This window comes from Actinospica acidithermotolerans, assembly GCF_018139625.1.
In the GTDB taxonomy this organism is placed as follows: Bacteria; Actinomycetota; Actinomycetes; order Streptomycetales; family Catenulisporaceae; genus Actinospica; species Actinospica acidithermotolerans.
Window position 1 is genome coordinate 1 of the sequence record NZ_JAGSOH010000116.1, and the last position, 21,754, is coordinate 21,754.

General features: G+C 70.8%; 20 protein-coding genes. 10 read left to right on the top strand and 10 right to left on the bottom strand.

Annotation, left to right across the window (positions count from 1 at the left end; all coding sequences use genetic code 11):
- Window positions 1–72 precede the first annotated feature (72 nt).
- Genes deoC through KDK95_RS27775 form a run of 3 tightly spaced genes read left to right on the top strand, consistent with a single transcriptional unit; the run spans window position 73 to window position 3,471 of the window.
- A complete protein-coding gene (gene deoC / locus KDK95_RS27765) occupies window positions 73–1,047 on the top strand; it encodes a deoxyribose-phosphate aldolase (protein WP_307844725.1) in 975 nt (324 codons plus the stop codon).
- Window positions 1,048–1,070: 23 nt separating this feature from the next.
- Window positions 1,071–2,498: an aldehyde dehydrogenase family protein gene (locus KDK95_RS27770; protein ID WP_372463397.1), complete on the top strand. Its 1,428-nt coding sequence runs from the start codon at window positions 1,071–1,073 to the stop codon at window positions 2,496–2,498.
- Window positions 2,491–3,471, top strand: coding sequence for an aldehyde dehydrogenase family protein (locus KDK95_RS27775; RefSeq protein ID WP_212521265.1), 981 nt, complete (start codon window positions 2,491–2,493; stop codon window positions 3,469–3,471). Before KDK95_RS27770 ends, KDK95_RS27775 begins: the two co-directional genes overlap by 8 nt.
- A gap of 290 nt (window positions 3,472–3,761) precedes the next feature.
- On the opposite strand, the gene KDK95_RS27780 is transcribed toward KDK95_RS27775, so the two are convergent.
- Entirely contained in the window at window positions 3,762–4,682 is a 921-nt protein-coding gene (locus KDK95_RS27780; protein WP_212521266.1) for a hypothetical protein, read from the bottom strand.
- Window positions 4,683–4,813: 131 nt separating this feature from the next.
- The gene (locus tag KDK95_RS27785; RefSeq protein WP_212521267.1) at window positions 4,814–5,452 is read right to left on the bottom strand and encodes a SigE family RNA polymerase sigma factor; all 639 of its coding nucleotides are present in this window, start codon (window positions 5,450–5,452) and stop codon (window positions 4,814–4,816) included.
- A 246-nt stretch (window positions 5,453–5,698) separates the two neighbouring features.
- Between KDK95_RS27785 and KDK95_RS27790 the strand changes: the two genes are divergently transcribed.
- From KDK95_RS27790 to KDK95_RS27805, 4 genes are all read left to right on the top strand, one after another.
- Window positions 5,699–6,385, top strand: coding sequence for a response regulator (locus KDK95_RS27790; protein ID WP_212521268.1), 687 nt, complete (start codon window positions 5,699–5,701; stop codon window positions 6,383–6,385).
- 31 nt (window positions 6,386–6,416) lie between these two features.
- Complete coding sequence (locus KDK95_RS36325) at window positions 6,417–8,012, top strand: ATP-binding protein (protein ID WP_212521269.1); 1,596 nt, start codon at window positions 6,417–6,419, stop codon at window positions 8,010–8,012.
- Window positions 8,009–8,626, top strand: a complete 618-nt coding sequence (locus KDK95_RS27800) for a GerMN domain-containing protein (RefSeq protein WP_212521270.1) — start codon at window positions 8,009–8,011, stop codon at window positions 8,624–8,626. Before KDK95_RS36325 ends, KDK95_RS27800 begins: the two co-directional genes overlap by 4 nt.
- 84 nt (window positions 8,627–8,710) lie before the next feature.
- Window positions 8,711–9,823 (top strand): adenosine deaminase, encoded by a 1,113-nt coding sequence (locus KDK95_RS27805; protein ID WP_249162004.1) that lies wholly within the window; start codon window positions 8,711–8,713, stop codon window positions 9,821–9,823.
- Between the two features lie 104 nt (window positions 9,824–9,927).
- Here KDK95_RS27805 and KDK95_RS27810 read toward each other — a convergent pair whose 3' ends face one another.
- From KDK95_RS27810 to KDK95_RS27840, 7 genes are all read right to left on the bottom strand, one after another.
- Complete coding sequence (locus KDK95_RS27810; protein ID WP_212521271.1) at window positions 9,928–11,604, bottom strand: SWIM zinc finger family protein; 1,677 nt, start codon at window positions 11,602–11,604, stop codon at window positions 9,928–9,930.
- A gap of 17 nt (window positions 11,605–11,621) precedes the next feature.
- On the bottom strand, window positions 11,622–12,899 hold the full coding sequence (locus tag KDK95_RS27815) for a thymidine phosphorylase (protein ID WP_212521272.1): 1,278 nt from the start codon (window positions 12,897–12,899) through the stop codon (window positions 11,622–11,624).
- 19 nt (window positions 12,900–12,918) lie between these two features.
- The gene (locus tag KDK95_RS27820; RefSeq protein WP_212521273.1) at window positions 12,919–13,314 is read right to left on the bottom strand and encodes a cytidine deaminase; all 396 of its coding nucleotides are present in this window, start codon (window positions 13,312–13,314) and stop codon (window positions 12,919–12,921) included.
- A 2-nt stretch (window positions 13,315–13,316) separates the two neighbouring features.
- On the bottom strand, window positions 13,317–14,597 hold the full coding sequence (locus KDK95_RS27825) for an ABC transporter permease (protein WP_212521274.1): 1,281 nt from the start codon (window positions 14,595–14,597) through the stop codon (window positions 13,317–13,319).
- Window positions 14,594–15,853, bottom strand: coding sequence for an ABC transporter permease (locus tag KDK95_RS27830; RefSeq protein ID WP_212521275.1), 1,260 nt, complete (start codon window positions 15,851–15,853; stop codon window positions 14,594–14,596). The genes KDK95_RS27825 and KDK95_RS27830 overlap by 4 nt, the downstream gene beginning before the upstream one ends.
- Window positions 15,850–17,469: an ABC transporter ATP-binding protein gene (locus tag KDK95_RS27835; protein ID WP_212521276.1), complete on the bottom strand. Its 1,620-nt coding sequence runs from the start codon at window positions 17,467–17,469 to the stop codon at window positions 15,850–15,852. Before KDK95_RS27835 ends, KDK95_RS27830 begins: the two co-directional genes overlap by 4 nt.
- Window positions 17,470–17,628: 159 nt before the next feature.
- Complete coding sequence (locus KDK95_RS27840) at window positions 17,629–18,588, bottom strand: BMP family lipoprotein (RefSeq protein ID WP_249162005.1); 960 nt, start codon at window positions 18,586–18,588, stop codon at window positions 17,629–17,631.
- Here KDK95_RS27840 and KDK95_RS36330 point away from each other — a divergent pair.
- Window positions 18,566–18,724 carry a hypothetical protein gene (locus KDK95_RS36330; protein ID WP_249162006.1) on the top strand — a complete coding sequence of 53 codons (159 nt, stop codon included), beginning with the start codon at window positions 18,566–18,568 and terminating at the stop codon, window positions 18,722–18,724. The two genes, KDK95_RS27840 and KDK95_RS36330, sit on opposite strands and share 23 nt — an antisense overlap.
- A gap of 399 nt (window positions 18,725–19,123) precedes the next feature.
- Here KDK95_RS36330 and KDK95_RS27845 read toward each other — a convergent pair whose 3' ends face one another.
- Window positions 19,124–20,389, bottom strand: coding sequence for an amidohydrolase (locus tag KDK95_RS27845; protein ID WP_212521278.1), 1,266 nt, complete (start codon window positions 20,387–20,389; stop codon window positions 19,124–19,126).
- A gap of 222 nt (window positions 20,390–20,611) precedes the next feature.
- Between KDK95_RS27845 and KDK95_RS27850 the strand changes: the two genes are divergently transcribed.
- Together KDK95_RS27850 and KDK95_RS27855 are read left to right on the top strand one after the other, a co-directional pair.
- Complete coding sequence (locus KDK95_RS27850; protein WP_212521279.1) at window positions 20,612–20,761, top strand: hypothetical protein; 150 nt, start codon at window positions 20,612–20,614, stop codon at window positions 20,759–20,761.
- Window positions 20,762–20,914: 153 nt separating this feature from the next.
- Window positions 20,915–21,730, top strand: a complete 816-nt coding sequence (locus KDK95_RS27855) for a trypsin-like serine peptidase (protein WP_212521280.1) — start codon at window positions 20,915–20,917, stop codon at window positions 21,728–21,730.
- Window positions 21,731–21,754 lie beyond the last annotated feature (24 nt).

Below are 21,754 nucleotides of genomic sequence, written 5' to 3' on the forward strand. Positions count from 1 at the left end.
CCCCCGCCCCGCCTGCGCCCACGCTCGGAGAACGTTTGCACGATGCCTCCGCCGGTGGATTACTGTGGATGCGTGACCAGCACCCTCCCGGCGGCGACGCGGCCGCACTCGAACTACGACCTCAGCGGGGTGACCAGCAGCGACGCCGCGCTGCGGCGCTTCCTGCTCGGTCTGCCCGGGGTGGACAAGGTGGGCCTGGAGGCCCGCTCCGCCCGGCTCGGCACCCGGTCGATCAAGACAACGGCCAAGGCCGCGGGCATCGACCTGGCGATCCGCATGATCGACCTGACCACGCTGGAGGGCGCCGACACTGCCGGCAAGGTCCGCTCGCTGTGCGCGAAGGCCCGCCGCCCGGATCCGGGCGACCCGACCTGCCCCTCCACCGCCGCGGTCTGCGTGTACCCGGACATGGTCGCCGTGGCCAAGCAGGAGCTGCGGGGCACCGGGATCCACGTGGCGTCCGTCGCCACCGCGTTCCCCTCCGGCCGCTCCTCGCTCGCGGTCAAGCTGGCGGACACCCGGTTCGCCGTCGAGGCGGGCGCGGACGAGGTCGACATGGTGATCGACCGCGGGGCGTTCCTGTCCGGGCGCTTCCAGGACGTCTTCGACGAGATCGCGGCCGTGAAGGGCGCGTGCGGCGACGCGCACCTGAAGGTGATCCTGGAGACGGGCGAGCTGGCCACGTACGACAACGTGCGCCGGGCCTCCTGGCTGGCGATGCTGGCCGGGGCCGACTTCATCAAGACCTCCACCGGCAAGGTGACCCCGGCGGCGACGCTGCCGGTCACCCTGCTGATGCTGGAGGCGGTGCGCGACTACACCGGGCAGACCGGCCGCAAGGTCGGGATGAAGCCCGCGGGCGGCATCCGCACCAGCAAGGACGCGCTCAAGTACCTGGTGACGGTGAACGAGACGCTGGGCGAGGGCTGGCTCTCGCCGGACTGGTTCCGCTTCGGCGCCTCGTCCCTGCTGAACGATCTGCTGATGCAGCGCCAGAAGCTGGCCACCGGGCGCTACTCCGGCCCGAACTACGTGACCGTCGACTGACCGAGAGGGCGAGAGAAATGGGCATCTTCGACTACGCGCCCGCGCCCGAGTCGCGCGCGATCGTGGACATCAAGCCGAGCTACGAGCTGTTCATCGGCGGCGAGTTCGTCCCGGCGACCGGCGGGGCCTTCAAGAGCGTGAACCCGGCCACCGGCGAGGCGCTCGCCGAGATCGGCGAGGCCTCCGCGCAGGACGTCGACCGCGCGGTGGCCGCGGCGCGCCGGGCCTACGAAGAAGTCTGGTCGCGCATGCCGGGTACGGAGCGGGCCAAGTACCTGTTCCGGATCGCGCGGATCATCCAGGAGCGGGCCCGCGAGCTGGCCGTGCTTGAGTCGATCGACAACGGCAAGCCGATCCGGGAGACCAGGGACGTGGACGTGCCGCTGGTCGCCGCGCACTTCTTCCACTACGCGGGCTGGGCGGACAAGCTCGAGTTCGCCGGCTACGGGCCGAACCCGCGCGCCCTCGGCGTCGCGGCGCAGGTGATCCCGTGGAACTTCCCGCTGCTGATGCTGGCGTGGAAGATCGCGCCCGCCCTGGCCTGCGGAAACACGGTGGTGCTCAAGCCCGCGGAGACGACGCCGCTGACCGCGCTGCTGTTCGCGGAGATCTGCCGGCAGGCGGACCTGCCCGCCGGCGTGGTCAACATCGTGACCGGCGCGGGTGAGACGGGCGCGGCGCTGGTCGCGCACCCGGGCGTGGACAAGGTCGCGTTCACCGGCTCGACGGCCGTGGGCCGGCAGATCGCGCGCACCGTGGCCGGCAGCGACAAGAAGCTGACGCTGGAGCTCGGCGGCAAGGCGGCGAACATCGTGTTCGACGACGCCCCGATCGACCAGGCCGTCGAGGGGATCATCGATTCGATCTTCTTCAACCAGGGGCAGGTCTGCTGCGCGGGCTCCCGGCTGCTGGTGCAGGAGTCGATCCAGGACGAGCTGCTCGACGCGCTGCGCCGCCGGATGGGCACGCTGCGCCTCGGCGACCCGCTGGACAAGAACACGGACATCGGCGCGATCAACTCGGCCGAGCAGCTGGCCCGGATCACGGAGCTGACCGCGGCCGGCGAGGCGGAGGGCGCGGAGCGCTGGTCGCCGCCGTGCGAGCTGCCGGTCAACGGCTTCTGGTTCGCGCCGACGATCTTCACGAACGTCTCGGCCACGCACCGGATCGCGCGCGAGGAGATCTTCGGGCCGGTGCTGTCCGTGCTCACCTTCCGCACGCCGGACGAGGCGATCGCGAAGGCCAACAACACGCCGTACGGCCTGTCCGCGGGCGTGTGGACGGAGAAGGGCTCGCGGATCCTGAGCATGGCGAAGCGGCTGCGGGCCGGCGTGGTGTGGGCCAACACCTTCAACAAGTTCGACCCGACCTCGCCGTTCGGCGGGTACAAGGAGTCCGGTTACGGCCGCGAGGGCGGCCTGCACGGCCTGGAGGCCTACCTCGATGTCTGAGAAGACCACGGCTAAGAAGACCGCGAAGAAGGCTCCCGCCGCCGCGCCGGAGGCCGCCGCGAGCGTCACGGCCCCGGTGGGCCCGGAGGCCGCGTCCCCGGCCTCGCCGGTGCGCCTCGACGTGCGCAAGACCTACAAGCTGTACATCGGCGGCGCGTTCCCGCGCTCGGAGAGCGGACGGAGCTACCAGGTGACCGCCCCGGACGGCACGTTCCTGGCGAACGCCGCGCTCGCCTCGCGCAAGGACGCGCGCGACGCGGTCGGCAAGGCGCGCGGCGCGTTCTCCGGCTGGTCCGGGGCGACCGCGTACCTCAGGGGCCAGATCCTCTACCGGATCGCCGAGATGCTGGAGGGGCGGCGCGCGCAGTTCGCCGCCGAGGTGCGCTCGGTGGAGGGGCTCTCGGAGGCGAAGGCCGCGGCGGAGGTGGACGCGGCGATCGACCGCTGGGTCTGGTACGCGGGCTGGACCGACAAGATCGGCCAGATCCGCTCGGCGGCCAACCCGGTGGCCGGGCCGTTCTGGAACGTCTCCTCGCCCGAGCCCACCGGCGTGGTGGCGCTGTTCGCCCCCGAGCGGCCCGCGCTGCTCGGCCTCGTGTCGGTGCTGGCCCCGGCGATCGCGGCGGGCAACACGGCGGTGCTGGTCGCGCCGGACTCCGCCGCGCTGCCCGCGGTCACCCTCGCCGAGGTGCTGGCCACCTCCGACCTGCCCGGCGGCGTCGTCAACATCCTGACGGGCAGCCCGGCCGAGCTGGGCAAGCCGCTGGCCGAGCACATGGACGTGGACGCGCTGGACCTGGCCGGGATCGCGGACGCCGGGTTCGCGACGTCGCTGGAGCAGATGGCGGCGGAGAACCTCAAGCGGGTGCTGCGGCCGAGCTCCGCGCCCGCGGACTGGACGCAGGCGCCGGGCACCGCGCGGCTGACGGCGTTCCTGGAGACGAAGACGGTCTGGCATCCGGTCGGCGCCTGACGGCGGTTGCACGTATACGCCGCGGCCCCGTTCCCGAGTCCTGGGAACGGGGCCGCGGCGGCGTGTCACGTCGGTCGCCCAACGACTCCGTGACCGTGAAACATCGCGGGCGTCCGGGCCGTCCCGGTCCAACCCCGCCGGCAGGCCTAGCGCCGCAGAGGTGCTTCGGCGGAAGGCCTTGCCCCGAACGGGTCGGACCAACAAGTGGCGGCCGGCCCGAGCGACCGGCCTGGCGCACGAACAGACCGCCGCTCACCGTCGGCCGCGGATGTGCCGGGGACCGGCGGCGGCTACTGCCAGTTGCCGACGCCGAACGGGCCCTGACCCTCGTTCTCCTGCTGCGTCGGCTGCTGCTGGGTCTGCTGCGTCTGCTGGGTCTGCTGGCCCGGCTGCTGCTGCGGCGCGCCGGCTCCGCCCGGGCCCGGCTGCCAGGGCTGCGGGTTCGGGGCGTACTCCTGCATGGTCGGCGGGACCGGCGGCATCATCTGCGTCTGCTGCTGCGCCTGCTGCGGGCCGGGCTGGCCCTGGCCGGGCTGCTGCGGCCGCATCGACGGCGGCACCGAGTAGGACCCGGTCGCGGACTGCTGCGCCTGCAGGGTCTGCGGCTGGGCCGGAGCCTGCTGCTGCGGCGGCAGGTAGGCGGTCTGCTCGTTGGCGTTGCCCGGCGTCCAGGAGAAGCCGGCGGCCGCCTGGCCCTGCGGGGCCTGGCCCGGCTGCTGCTGCGGCGCCTGCGGGCCGCCCCAGTTCGCGCCGGGGGCCTGGGCCGGAGCCGGGTTGGCCGGCCTGGCCGGGGCGTGCGTCTGCCAGGTCAGCCAGGCGTACCAGGCGGCCACGCCGATCGCGGCCGCGCCGCCCGCGCCGGCGAGGAAGAAGGCGAACTTGTCGGTGCCGGACACGTCGGCGCCGAAGCTCGCGAAGAACGCCACCACGCCGAAGACCGCGGCCACCGCGGCGGTGCCGAGGCCGACCAGCGTGACCAGGCGGGCCCTGGCCAGCGCCGGGTCCACGTGGTTGGCCAGGTAGACGGCGATCGCGATCGCCAGCGCCACCGGGAAGTTGAGCAGATTCCCCATCTGCCCGGCGGCGGTGTCGGAGAAGCTCCCGCCGCTGGTGAACAGCAGTTCGATCACGGAGGCCAGGACGCTGAGCGCCGCGTACGCCGCGGCACCGAGCGCCGCGGGCTCGCGCAGCTTCTTGATCGCATCTGTCATGAGAACGTGACTTTCCCTGGGTTTCATCGGATGGGCGGTGCGCGTCGGCGCAGAGCCTATCGAGCGGGTTGAGGGGCTCGCCAGGCCGGATGTCCAGGGACTGAGGAAACTCCGCGCAAAATGACTGCGCGTCAGGCCGCGGCTGCGACCGGTTCCAGCCACTCGGAGTTGGCGGTGACGTACATGGCGAGCGGGCGCAGCGACGGGTCCTCGCGCAGCTTGCGCAGGGCCCGCCAGAGCGCGGACTTCACCGTGCCGACGGATACGCCCATGCGCTCGGCGATCTCGGTGTCGGTGTAAGAGCCGTAGTAGCGCAGCGAGAGCGCCTCGCGGTCCCGCGCGGAGAGCCGGCCGAGCGCGCGGGCCACCGCGACCCGCATCTCGACCTGGGTCATCGACTCGCCGTCGTACGGGCGCTCGGGCAGCTCGTCGGTCGGGTACTCCTCCACCCGGCGCTTGCGCCACTGCGAGATCTGGTGGTTCGTCATGGTCCGGCGCAGGTACGAGCCGACCACGGCCTTGTCCTCGATCCGGTGCCAGGCCTGGTACGTCTTGAGCAGGCCCTCCTGCAGCAGGTCCTCGGCCTCGGTGCGGTCGCCGGCCACCTGGTGCGCGGTGCGCAGCAGCGAGGAGCGCCGTTCCGCGACGTACGCGGCGAAATCGCCGGGAATCGTGGCCGAAGCGTTATCAACCGCCGGGGAACCGTTCGCGGGGCGGGCCGCGTCAACTTTTTCGGCGGGGACAGGAGGTGCCTGAGTCGGGAAGCTCATGGCTACCACCTTTGTCCCCGCTCTTCATCGCGCAGTCCGATTCACGTCACAGCTTTGCCACAGGGCCAGCGGGGTGGCGTACGTTACCCACCGGGGGTGAAATGCCCGATACGGGACGTGATCTACTTCCCCCGAACGGACACGGCGCGAGACCGTACGGCTACCACCCGTCGCGAGGGTCTGTCCGGATTGCGAATTTAAGCTTCGACTACCGCGTCCAGGCTTTTCATCGGTAAAAATGGGTAGGTGCCTAGTCTCCTGCTCGTCGAAGACGACCCCTCCATCCGGATGGCGATCGAACTCGCGCTGACCCGCCAGGGTCACCGCGTGACCGCCGCCGCCACCGGCGAGGAGGGCCTGGAGCTCTGGCAGAGCCAGCGGCCCGAGCTGGTCGTGCTCGACGTCATGCTGCCCGGCCTCGACGGCTTCGAGGTCTGCCGCCGGATCCGGCGCACCGACCAGGTTCCCATCATCCTCCTGACGGCCCGCAGCGACGACATAGACGTGGTCGTCGGGCTCGAGTCCGGCGCCGACGACTACGTGGTCAAGCCGGTCCAGCCGCGCGTCCTGGACGCGCGCATCCGGGCGGTGCTGCGGCGGCACGGCGGGGCCGTCCCGGAGCAGGCCGACGTCGCGGTCTTCGGCGACCTGGCGGTGGACCGCTCGGCCATGATCGTCTCCCGCGGCGGCTCGCCGATCTCGCTCACCCCGACCGAGCTCAAGCTGCTGGTCGAGCTCTCCCGGCGGCCTGGCCAGGCCCTGTCCAGGCAGCAGCTGCTGCGGCTGGTCTGGGACCACGACTACCTCGGCGACTCCCGGCTGGTGGACGCGTGCGTCCAGCGGCTGCGCGCCAAGGTGGAGCTCGTCCCCGGGGATCCGCAGCTGATCCGCACGGTCCGCGGCATCGGCTACCGGTTGGACCCGCCGCGATGAGGACATCCACGTCTCACCGGACGGGGGCGGCGTGAGCAGACGCGAGAACCGGGAGCTGCGGCAGCAGGCGGCGCAGGCGCGCATCGAGCGGCGCGGCGTCGGCTGGTGGCGGCGCGGCCTGCACCGGCGCGGCTGGCGGCTCGGCGGCATCCGGCCGCGGCTGTTCGCGGGCTTCGCCGCCGTCGCCGTGATCACCGCGATCATCATCACGAGCGCGTCGTACTACCTGACGCGCGCCGTCATGCTGGACAAGGCGCAGCAGACCGCCGTCAGCAACCTGACGGACGACTTCACCGCGTACGGCGACCAGCTGCAGACCGGCGGCACGGCCTCGACCAAGCAGTACGAGGAGGCGACGATCGCCAACTCGCTGCACCAGGTCGCCAACACGATCGCCAAGAACGGCGACGCGGTCGTGATCATCAGCCCGTCCGTCGGAACGATCTCCAGCAACTCCAACCTCGACGGCGTGCCCGCCGCCTTCAAGTCGGCCGCGGCGAACGCCATGGTGCAGGAGCGCACGTCGATCGGCGGCACGCCCTACATCCTGACCGGCGCGACGCTGCAGCCCTCCGGCGTGCAGCTGTACACGTTCACGGACCTCAGCCAGGAGCAGCACGTCCTGGACAACCTGGTGCTGATCGGCGCGATCTCGACCCTGCTCGCGCTGCTCGGCGCGACGGTCGTGGCCTTCTTCGCGAGCCGCAACATCCTGCTTCCGATCAGGCGGCTCGGCATGGCCGCGCGCCGGCTCGGCCGCGGCGATCTGGAGGTGCGCCTCGAGGTCAACGGCTCGGACGAGCTCGCCGACGTCTCGCGCACCTTCAACGAGACCGCACGCGCGCTGGCGCTGTCGATGGAGGAGCTGCGCGCGATGGACGCGGCGTCCCGGCGCTTCGTCGCGGACGTCTCGCACGAGCTGCGCACCCCGCTGACCGCGATGACGGCCGTCACCGAGGTGCTCGAGGACGTCGAGGACGCCGACCCGACCACGGTCTCCGCCGCGCACCTGATCGCGAACGAGACGAAGCGGCTCGCCCGGCTGGTCGAGGACCTGATGGAGATCTCCCGGATGGACGCCGGCACCGCGGGCATGCGCGTCGAGGACGTGAACCTGCCGGAGCTGATCGAGGCGACCATCGAGGCGCGCGGCTGGGGCGAGAAGGTCCGGGTGCGCGCGCCGCGGGTGCTGCCGGTGCAGGTGGACGCGCGGCGGATCGACGTGGTGCTGGCCAACCTGTGCGGCAACGCCCTCAAGCACGGCGGCGAGCCGGTCGAGCTGACCGTGCACGAGTACCCCGACACGCTGCTGATCGAGGTCGCGGACAACGGCCCCGGCATCCCGGAGAACGCCCTGCCGCACATCTTCGAGCGTTTCTACAAGGCGGACAAGGCGCGCGGCCGCAGCGAGGGCAGCGGCCTGGGCCTGGCCATCGCGTGGGAGAACGCGCGGCTGCACAACGGCGAGCTCTCGGCGCGGAACCGGCCGCAAGGCGGAGCCGTCTTCACCTTCAGACTGCCTCGGCATCCCGCGTCGCCGGAGACCGAGCCGGATCAGGAGACCCTGGGCGCGCTGCTCTCCGCGTCGGGGCACGACACACGCCAGTGGGAGGCGAGGACCCGGTGACCGCCACTACGCGCGTCCCGCTGCACCGGCGCGGCAAGGGCGTGGCGGCGGCGTTCGCCGGAATGGTCGGGGCGCTCAGCCTCGCGGGCTGCGGGATCCAGTCCAGCGGGATGAAGGTGGTCGGCGCGGCCCCCACGCTGCAAGCGGCCAACGACGTGACCGGCACCGGCAACCCCAACGGCGAGAACGAGTACGAGCTGTACTTCTTCCACGATCACAAGCTGACCCCGGTCGTGCGCTACACCAGCGACCCGGTGACCCAGGAGGTGGTCATGGCCGCGCTGATCAAGGGCCCGAACACCACCGACACGGCCGACGGGTACACCTCGGCGGTCCCCGGGAACCTGTCGATCGTCTCGTACACGGCGCGCGACCAGCAGTGGAACTACCAGTACTCGATGCCGCTCGACCCCGCGGCGAAGGCGCAGATCGTCTGCTCCATCCAGTCGGACCTGAACGCGCCCTCCGTCGGCACGCTCACGGCCGACGGCAGCGAGCTGTGGAACAGCTGCTACGACTACTCGGAGAACTTCGGCGCCCCCGCCTACCTGCCCAATCTCGGCACCGCCTCGCCCTCGGCCAGCGGCTCGGCGGACACCGGCTCGGGGCAGTAGCGGCAGCGCGGCCGGCCGGGCGAGGACCCTGGCGGCTTGGCCGGATCCGGTCTGCCGGCGGGCCGCGTCCCGTAGTCTGGCGCCATGACCGACGAGATTGTCCCTGCCCCCATCGCGCTGACCGAGGACGTGCTCCGGCGGGTCCCCAAGGTGGCGCTGCACGACCACCTCGACGGCGGACTGCGCCCGGCCACCGTGATCGAACTCGCGCACGCCGCCGGGTACACCGGACTGCCGACGACCGACGCCGCCGAACTCGGCACGTGGTTCCGCGACGCCGCCGACTCCGGCTCGCTGGAGCGGTACCTGGAGACCTTCGACCACACCATCGCCGTGATGCAGAGCGCTGACGCGCTGCGCCGGGTGGCCGCGGAGGCCGTCGAGGACCTGGCGGCCGACGGCGTCGTCTACGCGGAGCTGCGCTACGCGCCGGAGCAGCACCTGCGCGGCGGCCTGACGCTGGACCAGGTGGTCGAGGCCGTGAACGAGGGCTGCCGGGAGGGCGAGGACCGCGGCATCGCCGCCGGGAACCCGATCCAGGTCGGCACGCTGGTGACCGCGATGCGGCAGAACACCGAGCCGGGCCACAGCCTGAAGATCGCCGAGCTCGCCGTCCGGCACCGCGACTCGGGCGTCGCCGGCTTCGACATCGCCGGACCGGAGCTCGGCTTCGGCCCCGAGCTGCACGCCGACGCGTTCAACTACCTGCGCGAGCAGTTCCTCCGCTTCACCATCCACGCCGGCGAGGCCGACGGCCCCACCTCCATCGCCAAGGCCGTGCAGCTGGGAACGCAGCGCCTCGGCCACGGCGTGCGCGTCATCGAGGACATCACCTTCGACGAGGACGGCGAGGCCCGGCTCGGCCGCCTCGCCGCGTTCGTCCGCGACACCCGGATCGCGCTCGAGGTGTGCCCGTCCTCCAACCTGCAGACCGGCATCGCCGGCAAGATCGCCGAGCACCCGGTGCAGAAGCTCTACGAGCTCGGCTTCACCATCACCATCAGCTGCGACAACCGCCTGATGAGCGGCACCTCGACCTCGCGCGAGCTCGGGCTGCTGGTCGACGCCTTCAACTGGGATCTGTCCGACCTGGAACTCGTCGCCCTGAACGGGATCGAGGCCGGCTTCCTCAGCCAGGACCGCCGCGACGAGCTGTCCGATCTGATCATCGACCGCTTCCAGGACCTGCGCGACTGAGGTCCGTCCGGCGAACGGTCTCCCGGCGGTCCGGTCCCGTCTGCTCGACTCCGACTCGGGCGGCGGACCGGGCCGCTGCACATGTGCGGAGTCTGCCGCCGCCGCTACACCAACCCCACCGAGTCCAGCAGCCGCATCAAGTTCCGCTTGCGGCGCTGGTCCTTGCGGAAGGACGCGAGGTACGCGGCGAAGACCTCGTCCGTGCCCAGGTGGGCGTGGCAGGCGCGGATGGCCTGGAGCAGTTCGACCTCGCGGCGGTAGGCGTCATCGCCGGACTGGGAGCGGAGCGGGGCCAGAGCCTGCTCGTAGACCTCCAGCGCCTCGGCCGGCTTGTCGGCGCGGACCAGGGCGGCGAGTTTGAGGCGCTGGGGCTCGCTGCCGGCCTTGCGGCTCAGCTCCCAGGCGGCGTCGTAGTCGCCCTCCAGCACCAGGATGTCGATCAGCACCGGGCCCATGCCGAACTGGGCCTTCGGGCCCTGCTTCGCGAGGTCGTCGTGCAGCAGGCCCATGGCGGCCTCGCGCTCCTCGGCCCAGACACCGCCGCGTTCGGCGGTCTCGCGCAGGAGCTCGTAGTGCGAGACGGTCATCTCGGCGCGGAACCTGGTGCGGCGCAGGGCGAGCAGGTCCTCCATGCGGCCGGCCTGGCCGTAGCGGAGTGCGACGAACTCGACGAGGTCGGTGCCGATGAAGCCCGTCGCGTCGCGCAGGCCGGCCTCGGCCCATCTGAGGGCCTCGTCGCCGCGGTCGGCGGCCTCCAGTTCCTGGGCTATGCGCAGGTGCTGGTAGCCGCGCGAGTCGAGATCGCGGGCGAGGAATTCGACCAGGGCGTCGAGGTCGCCGCTCGCGCGCACCAGCTGCTCCATGAGCTGCTTCTCGCGCCAGCCCTTGGGATTGCGCTCGTAGGCCGCGCGGTACGCGTCGCAGACCAGCTCGACGCCCGCCTCGCCGAGCAGATCCGCGTACGCCGCGACGTCGTAGGCGAACTCGAACTCGTGGGGCACGGCGAGGTTGTGCTCGGCGATGTGGCGGGCGAGCTCGGTGGGGTCGGGGCTGGTGCCGCGGCAGGCGCGCAGGTGGATCGGCAGCAGCAGGGCCATGGCGTGCGCGATGGTGCCGTCGGAGTCGGAGTTCTCTGCGTCCTCTATGGCCGCTCTGGTGTCGCTGAGCGCCTCGCGGATGATGTCGACGGCTTCGGCCGCGTGCGCCTTGTCGATCAGCACGTTGATCGCCTCGGCGACCTCGCGGACGTTGCGCGCGTAGTCGAAGGCGTCCTCGTACTCTATGGGCTCGCGCAGTCCGCCGCGGCCGAGCAGCTGGCGGGCGAGCTTGCGGACCTGGTCGACGTCCTGGCTGGCCTGCGCCGCGCGCAGCTCGAAGCGCCTGCGCAGGCCGCGATCGCCGCGTATCAGGGCCCGCAGCTCGTCGCGCAGCTCGTCGGCGCTGAGGGCGTCGATCCAGGACTCGAGGTCGGAACGGCCGGCCGGGAAGGCCGCGGGCGGCGGCACCTCAGGCCGGTCGACGGCGAGCGCCGCGAGGCCGACGGCCACGCAGTGCTTGCAGAAGTTCCCCTCCTGGCTCCACGGGCACGAGCACTGGCCCTCGAGCTTTGCCCGCTCACGCCAGATCGTGACGTCGTACTCGTAGCTGCCGGTAACGATGGCGTTGATCTCCGCGCCCTCGAACTCGAGTTCCTCGACCGCTTCCACATAGTCGAGTCCACGTTCGAAGCTCCGCGGTCCGGCCGCCTGGAGCAGCTCGTCCTCGGTGAAAAGCAACGCCATGCGTTCGATAGTACTTGTCAGCCAACGCGATCAAGCAAGAGTTGACGAGCTACATATTCGTCATTTCCTTGTTCGATGTCCCACGCACCGCCGAGCGACTCGATCGCCGGCGCGAAGCGCTCCGGTGTATCGGTGTGCAGGGTGAGCAGCGGCTGACCCGCCGTCACGGCGTCGCCGGGCTTCGCGTGCATCTCGACGCCCGCGCCCGCCTGCACCGGATCCTCCTTGCGCGCGCGGCCCGCGCCGAGCCGCCAGGCCGCGACGCCGACCTGGAGCGCGTCCAAGCGTGTCAGGGTTCCGCTGCGGTCCGCCGTGATGACGTGCTGTTCGCGGGCCACCGGCAGCACGGCGTCGGGGTCCCCGCCCTGGGCCGCGATCATCCGGCGCCAGGCGTCCATCGCCTTGCCGTTGCCCAGATTCTCGGCCGGGTCCACGCCGGTGATCCCGGCGTTGGCCAGCATCTCGCGAGCCAGCGCGACGGTGAGCTCGACGACGTCCGCCGGTCCGCCGCCGGCCAGCACCTCGACGGACTCGCGCACCTCGAGCGCGTTGCCCGCCGTGAGGCCGAGCGGCGTGTCCATGTCCGTCAGCAGCGCCACGGTCTTCACGCCGTGGTCCGTGCCGAGCGAGACCATCGTCTCGGCCAGCTCGCGCGCCTTCGTCAGGTCCTTCATGAACGCGCCGGTGCCGACCTTCACGTCGAGCACCAGCGCGCCGGTGCCCTCGGCGATCTTCTTCGACATGATGGACGAGGCGATCAGCGGGATCGACTCGACGGTGCCGGTCACGTCGCGCAGCGCGTAGAGCTTCTTGTCCGCGGGCGCCAGGCCCTCCCCCGCCGCGCACACGACGGCGCCGGCCTCGCGCAGCACGTCCAGCATCTCCCGCTCGGAGAGCTGCGCGCGCCAGCCGGGGATCGACTCGAGCTTGTCCAGGGTGCCGCCGGTGTGGCCGAGGCCGCGGCCCGAGAGCTGCGGCACCGCCGCCCCGCAGGACGCGACGAGCGGCGCCAGCGGCAGCGTGATCTTGTCGCCGACGCCGCCCGTCGAGTGCTTGTCCGAGGTGGGCCGGTCCAGCGCGGAGAAGTCCATCCGGATGCCGGTGCGGATCATCGCGTCGGTCCACCGGGAGATCTCCCGCCGGGTCATCCCGTTGAGCAGGATCGCCATGGCCAGCGCCGACATCTGCTCGTCGGCGACCACTCCCCCGGTGTACGCGGGGATGAGCCAGTCGATCTGCTCGTCCGTCAGCTCCCGGGACTCGCGCTTGGCGACGACGATGTCGATGACGTCCATGTCACCCGTTTCTCTGGATCTACTGGAGGTGCTGCGGCCCGAACGCCTGCGGGAGCACGGCCGTCATGGGCTGGATGCCCTTCGGCGTGTCGACCAGCAGTTCGTCGCCGCCGAATTCGTACAGCAGCTGGCGGCAGCGCCCGCAGGGCATCAGGCAGTCGCCCTCGCCGTCCACGCAGGCGAAGGCGACCAGGCGGCCGCCGCCGGTCATGGCCAGCTGCGAGACGAGCGAGCACTCGGCGCACAGGGTGACCCCGTACGACGCGTTCTCCACGTTGCAGCCGGACACGACCCGGCCGTCGTCCACCAGGGCCGCCGCGCCGACCGGGAAACCCGAGTACGGGGAGTACGAGCGCCGCATCGCTTCGCGGGCGACGTCGCGCAGGGCGGGCCAGTCGACTTCCGGCGTGCTCATGGTCAGCCCTTCTTGAACGGCTTGTTCTCGGCGGCCGGCGGACGCACCTTCTTGCCGAGCACGGCCACCACGAAGATCGTCACCAGGTACGGCGCCATCTGCAGGAACGCCCCGGGGATCGGGGTCGAGAGCGGCGAGAGCGCGGTCTGCAGCTCCAGCGCGAAGCCGAACATCACCGCGGCGGCGAACGCGCCGACCGGCGACCAGTTGCCGACGATCAGCGCCGCGATGGCGATGTAGCCGCGGCCGGTGGACATGTCCTTGCCGAACTGGCCGGTGTTGCCGATCGTCAGCCAGACGCCGCCGAGGCCGGAGAGCAGGCCCGCGTAGAACATGTTCTTGTACCGCAGACCCAGCACCTTGATACCGACGGTGTCGGCGGCCAGCGGGTGCTCGCCGATGGAGCGGGTGCGCAGTCCCCAGCGGGTGCGGTAGATCATGAACCACAGCACCGGGACGGACAGGAACGCCGCGTAGAACACGATGTTCTGGTCGAACAGCGGCCCGATCACCGGGATCGAGGCCAGGCCCGGGATGCGCAGCGCGTTGAAGATCGGCGGAGTGTTGTACTCGGCGCCGTTGAGCGCCATCAGCCGGTCGTAGAAGAAGCCGGTCAGGCCGGACGCCAGCACGTTGATGACGACGCCGAGGACGACCTGCTCGATCATGTACCGGTTGGCGAACAGCGCCAGCAGCGAGCTCATCGCGGCGCCGGCCAGCATGCCCGCGATCAGGCCGACCCAGACCGAGCCGGTCATCGAGGCGGTCAGCGCCGCCGTGAACGCGCCGGACAGGAACTGGCCCTCGACGGCGATGTTGACGATGCCGGAGCGCTCGGAGACGAGCGCGCTCATCGCGCCGAGCACGAGCGGCACGGTCGCGACTGCGGTCTGCTCCAGGATGCTCGGCACGTTCAGGCCGATCGAGGAGCCGGCGGCGGCCCAGACCAGGAACGCCAGCACCATGCACACGATGTAGAGCACGGACAGCCAGCGCAGCACGGTCTTGCCGACCGGCGCGAAGATGCGCACCAGGCCGCAGGCCAGCGCGATGGCGCTGAGCGTGAGCGCGGTGGCCTGGGCCGGCACCGAGACCTGGCTCTGGCCGTGGGTGAGGGAGAACCCGAAGATGGTGTCGGCGCCCGAGGAGGTGCGCTCGCCGAGTGCGAAGGCCCACAGCCCGAAGGCGCCGACCACGGCCTGCGAGATGCCGCCGACGAGCTTCGAACGATCCTTGCTCGGGGCGGCGACCTCGGCGTGCGGGGTAACGGTGGCGGTGGTCACGAGGCGGCTCCCGGGACGGCGGCTTCGCGCGAGGGAAGCCGGAAGATCTCCTTGATCAGCTGCGGGGCGGAGACGAAGATGACGATCAGGGCCTCGATGACGGAGATGATGTCCGTCGAGATCCCGTCGTTCGCCTGCATGACCGAGGCGCCCGCCTGGAACGCGCCGTACAGCAGCGAGGCCCAGACCACGCCCCACGGCTTGGTGCGGCCGAGCAGCGCGACGGTGATCGCGTTGAAGCCGAGCCCGGCGTCGATGTTCGGGCTCAGCGAGTTGTTGTTCGGGTTGTTCAGGCCGAGCACCTGGGTGACGCCGATCAGGCCCATCAGGCCGCCGGAGATGACCATCGCCCAGATCTGCGCGCGGCCGACGCTGATGCCGTTGGTGCGCGCGGCGGCCGGGTTCAGGCCGACGGCGCGGATCTCGAAGCCCAGCTTGGAGCGGTTGAAGAACCAGCCGACCACCACGGTCGCGATGAGCGCGAGCACCAGGCCGATGTCGGTGTTGAGCGAGGGGCCGAACAGGTGCGGCAGGATCGCGTTCGGCGAGGCCGGCTTCGAGATGGACTGGCCGGCCTTGGTCGGGTCGTGGAACGCCGTCGTGGTGAGCAGGTAGTTCGTCAGGAAGAACAGCATCACGTAGTTGAGCATGATCGTGACGACCACCTCGTGCGCGCCGCGCTTGGCCTTGAGCCAGCCGACGAAGCCGCCGAGCAGCACGCCGCCGAGGATGCCCGCGAGGACGGCGACCACCAGCTGCAGCGCGCCGGGGATGCCGGTCCACTGGAAGGCCACGTACGTGGTCAGGATCGCGCCGGCGATCGTCATGCCCTGGCCGCCGATGTTGAACATGCCGCCGCGGAACGCGATGGTCACGGCCAGGCCGCCGAAGATCAGCGGGGTCGCGTCCTCCAGCGTGTTGGTGATCGGGCCGAAGAACTGCGAGGGCGTGCCGCGCAGGGTGGCCGGGTCGAAGATCGAGCCCTTGAACAGGTCCTGGTAGCCGTGCGAGACGTCGTGCCAGGCGCTGTTCAGGAAGTCGCTCGGCCGGGAGAAGAAGTAGCCGAGCTCGCGCATCGCCGCCGGGTCGGAGATGATGATCAGGATCGCGCCGACCAGCAGGGCCAGCACGATCGCCAGGAACGTCACCAGCGGCGTGCTCTCGGCGGTGAACAGGTCGCGCACGATGCGGCTGAAGCGCGAGGGCTCCGGCACTGGGGTGTGCGGCTGCTCGGTCTGCGGGGTCTGGGTGCTCACGAATCCTCCCCGATGTTCATCTCCGGCGCTTCGGCGCTCGGGGCCGCCGAGGGCCTGGACTCCGCCTCCTGCACGGCCTGCTCCTGCCTCTGCTCGTCCTCGGGCCCGGTGATGCCGGCCATCAGCAGGCCGATCCGTTCGCGCGGGGTGTCCGGGCCCACCGTGTCCACGATCTTGCCGCGGTACATCACCGCGATCCGGTCGGCCAGCGCGAGCACCTCGTCGAGCTCAGTCGAGACCACCACGACCGGGCGCCCGAGGTCGCGCTCGGCGACGATCCGCTTGTGGATGAACTCCATCGCGCCCACGTCCACGCCGCGGGTCGGCTGCGAGGCGACCAGCAGGTTCAGCGGGCGGGAGAGCTCGCGCGCGACGACGACCTTCTGCTGGTTGCCGCCGGAGAGCTTGCCCGCCGGGTGCTTCGGGTCGGTCGGCCGGATGTCGAACTCGCGGATGCGCTCGACGGCGTTCTTCTGCACGGCCCCGAGGTCGATGGACAGCCGCTTGCCGAAGCCATCGGCCTTGTAGAGGTCGAGCACGAGGTTCTCGGCGACGGTGAACTCGCCGACCACGCCGTCGTGCCCGCGGTCCTCCGGGATGAAGCCGACGCCGGAGTCGAGCACCTGGCGTGGCGTGCGGCCGAGCAGCTCGGTGCCGTCCAGCCGGACGGAGCCCGACTCGGCGGCGACCAGGCCGAGCATCGCCTCGGCCAGTTCGGACTGGCCGTTGCCCTGCACGCCGGCGACGCCGAGGATCTCGCCGCCGCGCACGGTGAAGGAGACGTCGTCGACCGCGGCGTTGCCGTGCACGTCGCGCACGGTCAGGCCGCTGACCACGAGGCTGTCCGGGCCGGGCCGCGCGGGCTCCTTGTCCACCACGAGCTGCACGGTGCGGCCGACCATCAGGGCGGCGAGCTCGTTCTCGCTCATCGAGGGGTCGGCGCTGCCGACGACCTTGCCGTGCCGGATCACGGTGATCCGGTCGGCGATCGCCCGGACCTCCTTGAGCTTGTGCGTGATGAACACGATGCTCTTGCCGGCCTTGCGCAGCGAGTCCATGACCTTGAACAGGTCCTCGATCTCCTGCGGGGTGAGCACGGCGGTCGGCTCGTCCAGGATCAGCGTCTGCGCGTCCCGGACCAGTGCCTTCACGATCTCCACGCGCTGCTGCACGCCGACCGGCAGGTCCTCGATCAGGGCGTCCGGGTCGACCGGAAGGCCGAAGCGCTCGGAGACCTCCTTGACCTGCTTGCGGGCGCGGCGCTGGTCCAGCAGGCCCAGCGGGCCCTTGGCGGTGCCGAGCGGCGCCTCGTCGCCGAGGATAACGTTTTCCGCGACGGTGAACACGGGAACGAGCATGAAGTGCTGGTGCACCATGCCGATCCCGGACGCGATCGCGTCGCGCGGGCCGGTGAACTTCCTGACCTCGCCGTCGACCCGGATCTCGCCCTCCTCGGGCTGGTAGAGCCCGTAGAGCACGTTCATCAGGGTGGACTTGCCGGCGCCGTTCTCGCCGAGGAGGCAGTGGATCTCCCCGGGCTCCACGGTCAGGTCGATGTGGTCGTTGGCCACGAGCGACCCGAACCGCTTGGTGATGGAGCGTAATTCCAGCCGCACCGCTTCACCTGTCTTCAGTCGAACTTCATCGGTCTACTACGTCGGTTCAGACGTCACTTCGGACAACACTGTCAGTCAACGCTGTCAGACAACCCTCGAACCCGAGCCGCCGGGTGCGCAAGCCTTGCGCACCCGGCGAGTCGAAGCCGCGGCCGCGGATCAGGCGGTGGGCTGGTTGGCCGAGGTGATCTTGATCTTGCCGCTGATGATGTCCGCCTTCACCGTGGCGAGCTCGCTCTGCAGCGAGGCGGGCACCTGCGAGGCGAAGTCGTGGAACGGCGCGAGGCCGGTGCCGTTGTTCGCCAGCGTGCCGATGAAGGACGTCGAGGTGAACTTGCCGTTGTAGGCGTCGGTGACCGAGGTCTTCACCGCGGTCGCGATGCCCTTGGTCACCGAGGTCATGATGACGGAGGCGTACGCCGAGTTGGAGTAGAAGCCGTCGTCGTCGACCCAGATCGCGTTCAGCGCGCCGTTGCTCGCCTTGGCCGCCTCGAGGGCGCCGATGCCGGTGCCGCCGGCCACCGGGAAGACGATGTCCGCGCCCTGGCTCTGGAAGGTCTGGGCGATCGACTTGCCGCCGGACTGGTCACCGAAGGGGTTCGCCGAGGTGTCGAACGTGCCCTGCTGGGTCTTCTCGCTCCAGCCCAGGACCTGGACGTTCTTGCCCTTCTGGGCGTTGTAGTACTGCACGCCCTCCCAGAAGCCGTCCATGTAGACGGTCACGGTCGGGTACTTGGCGCCGCCGAAGGTGGCGACCTTGCCGGTCTTCGTCATCGCCGCGGCGAAGTAGCCGCCGAGGAAGGCGCCCTGCGCGGTGTTGAACTGCAGACCCTGGATCTTGGAGCCGGACGACGCGTTGTCCACGATCGCGTACATCTGGTTGGGGTTCTTCTTCGAGGACGCGGTGGTCGCGTCGGCCATCGCGAAGCCGACCGTCACGATCATCTTGCAGCCCTTGCTGACCAAGGACGCGATGTTGCTCGTGTAGTCGTTTTCCGTGGCGGACTGCACGTACGAGACGCCGATCTTGCCGCCGGAGGCGGAGGCGGCGTCCTGCATGCCGGCCCACGACTCGGCGTTGAAGGAGTGGTCGTCGATGCCGCCGGTGTCGGTCACCATGCAGGCGCTCCACGAGGACGCCGAGGATGTCGACGTGGTCGATACGGGAGCCGATCCACACGCTGAAGCTGCCAGCCCGACCGCGCAGAGCGCTGCGGCGAGCTTGAATGACTTCTTCACCCTGAATGCCTCCTGAGACGGGCCAACGTCCCCGCCCGTCCGGGCGCTCGCACGACGTTGGGAAACCTGAGAGAACGCGGTCACGGCCTGACCGACGCCTGAGAGAATAGATCCAAACCTGAACCGTTTTGTTACGAGTTCTCCAGAAGTAGGCGTAACGCAACTCTCCCGGTGGGAAGTCGAGATGAATCCGTGATGCACTCCCGACGGCACCGGGGCGAAGCGTCACAAACCGTGACTATTCGCTGACTTACGGTACCACCAGGGGCGGGCTCCGGCCTCGGCTGGGAAAACGTTACCAAGCCGGGTCCCGGCCGGATAGAGGGCCCGTCAAGCGCGCCGGAACGGGAACGCGGAAGGCCCGTTCCGCCGGATGGGGGAACGGGCCTTGTTTTCGCGGCCGAGCGGCCGTCGATCAGTCGAGGCCGGCGCCGAGGATCAGCTGGGTGAAGAAGCGCACCCCGACGCCTATCGCCGACTCGTCGGCCAGGAAGCTCGGCTGGTGCAGATCGCGCTGCACCGGGTCGCCGGGGGTGCGCACGCCGAGGCGGGCCATGGCGCCCGGAACCTGGCGCAGGTACCAGCTGAAGTCCTCGCCGCCGAGCGACTGCTCCACCGAGACGGAACCCTCCGAGCCGAGGACCTCGGCGGCCGCCCGGCGCATCTCGTCGATGACGTCGACGTCGTTGACCACCGGCGGGACCCCGCGCACGTAGTCGAGCTCGGTCTTCGCGCCGTAGACCGCCGCGATCGAGTCGACGAGTTCGAGGACCAGGTCCGGCGCCTCGGCCCAGGCGCGCTCGTCCATGCAGCGGACCGTGCCGTGCGCCTCGCCGGCCTGCGGGATCGCGTTCGCGGCCTGACCTGCGTTGATGGCGCCCCAGACGAGGGACAGGCCGTGCCGCGGATCGACCCGGCGGGACAGGGCCGCGGGCAGCTCGGTGACCAGATGGGCGAGGGTGTGCACCAGATCCACGGTCAGCTGCGGGCGCGAGGTGTGGCCGCCGGGGCCGGTCAGCCGCACGGCGAGCTTGTCGCAGGCGGCGGTCAGCGGGCCGACGCGCAGTCCGATGCGGCCCGCGTCCACCTTGGGATCGCAGTGCAGCGAGACGATCCGGCCGACGCCGTCGAGCGCGCCGGAGCCGATCATGTCCAGCGCGCCGCCGGGCATGACCTCCTCGGAGGGCTGGAAGATCAGCCGGGTGGCCGGGACCGGGAGCCCGCGCGCCGCCGCCTCGGCCAGCGCGAGGCCGGTGCCGAGCACGACGGTGGTGTGGATGTCGTGGCCGCAGGCATGCGAGACGCCCTCGTGCACGGAGCGGAAGGAGAGGCCGGGGGCCTCCTGGATCGGCAGCGCGTCGAGGTCCGCGCGCAGGGCGATGCGCCCCTGGAAGCCGCGCTGCGCAGACAGGGTGTCATCGCCGTCGATGTCACAGATCAGGCCGGTTCCGGAGGACTGGACGCGGGGCTCGAGGCCGGCCGCGCGCAGCCGCTCGGCCACGACCCGGGTGCTGCGCAGCTCCTGCCTGGCCAGCTCGGGGTGCGCGTGCAGGTCGCGGCGGAACTCGATGAGCTCGGCCACGCGCTGCTCGCCCAGGTCGAGCACGGCGGCCCCGATCGGCACAGTCCCGGAAGGCACGGCATCTTCGACGTGATACGGGGCGGCGTGGTTCCTTGCCATTCCCCAACGGTAGTCCCGCCAATCCTTTCCACGGTGCGTTTTTGCGTCCAGTTGACCCGGCTGGGGGCGATAAATGATCCGACCGGACTATGCCCCGCCCCGCTTACGCCACCTCATCACCCCCTGGCGTGCGCCGAGTGCGCCGTCTCGCTCACGCGTGGTATTCGCCGTGGCCGGGAATGGGGTATCGGTAATACCCCCGCAAATACAGAAGGGCTCGCGATGTCGCAATCCCCCGTGCCGCAGGAGTCCGCCTGCGGCTGCGCCAACCGCGGCTGCACCTGCAACCCCTGCCGCTGCAACCCCTGCGGCTGCGGCGGCCACAAGCAGGACGTCCGCGTCGAACGCGGCGCCGTACGCGCCGAACGTTAGCGATTGATCGCCGACGGTGAATCCTTAAAACCACCGCAGAGAACCAACCGAACCCTCATCCACCCGCTGTAGCCGACCTCCATACGCCGAAAGAACGAGCGCTCGAACTGATTACCGGCCGTTCCACTCGTTCGGCGTAGAGTGGCCGGGGATATGACGGGCAGTCATATCCCCGTGCCGCCGATCTCTTTGCTCGTCGCGAAGTTTTTCGCGCCCCTCCTCGCCGCGAGCACGATCTCCGCCCTGCCCGCCCCGCCGGTGCTGCTGACCGCGAATCGGCCCTCGACGCCGCTCGCCGGCGCGCCCTTCGGCGGCATGCCGCAGATCGGCGAGCTGGTATGGCAGAACCCGGACGGCTCCCCGGGCGCGAAGCTGTGCTCGGCGGTCGCCGTCGACAGCGCGGGCGGCGACCTGATCGCCACCGCGGCGCACTGCCTCGGCGGCGTCGTCTCGCGGATCGGCGCGCCGATGACGGTGGCGTACATTCCGGGCTCCGACAAGGGTTCCCGGCCGTACGGGGTCTGGTATCCGACCCGGATCATCCGGCCGCCGCAGTGGATGAACGGGGTGAAGAACCCTGACTTCGACATCGCATTCGCGACCGTCGCACGGCAGGGCGATCCGCGCCCGCTCGCCTTCGTCACCGGTTCTGAGCACTTCGGCGCCGTCCCGAGCACGGGGCGGCTCGCCGTCCTGGTCGGCTACCCGTATACGAGCCCGGATCCGATCGCCTGCCGCACCCGGGTCCGCTTCCGCTCGCCCACCCAGCTGGAACTCGACTGCGCCGGCTTCCCCGGCGGCATCAGCGGAGGCCCGGTGCTCACGGACATCGACCCGGACACCGGGATCGGCACCGTCGTCGGCGTGATGGGCGGCTACCAGGACGGCGGGACCCGCTCCGACATCACCTACGCCGCGGCGCTGACGCCGGCGATCCGCCAGCTGTACCGGGAAGCGGCGCAGTACTAGCACCGCCCCCCATCAGCCTTACCG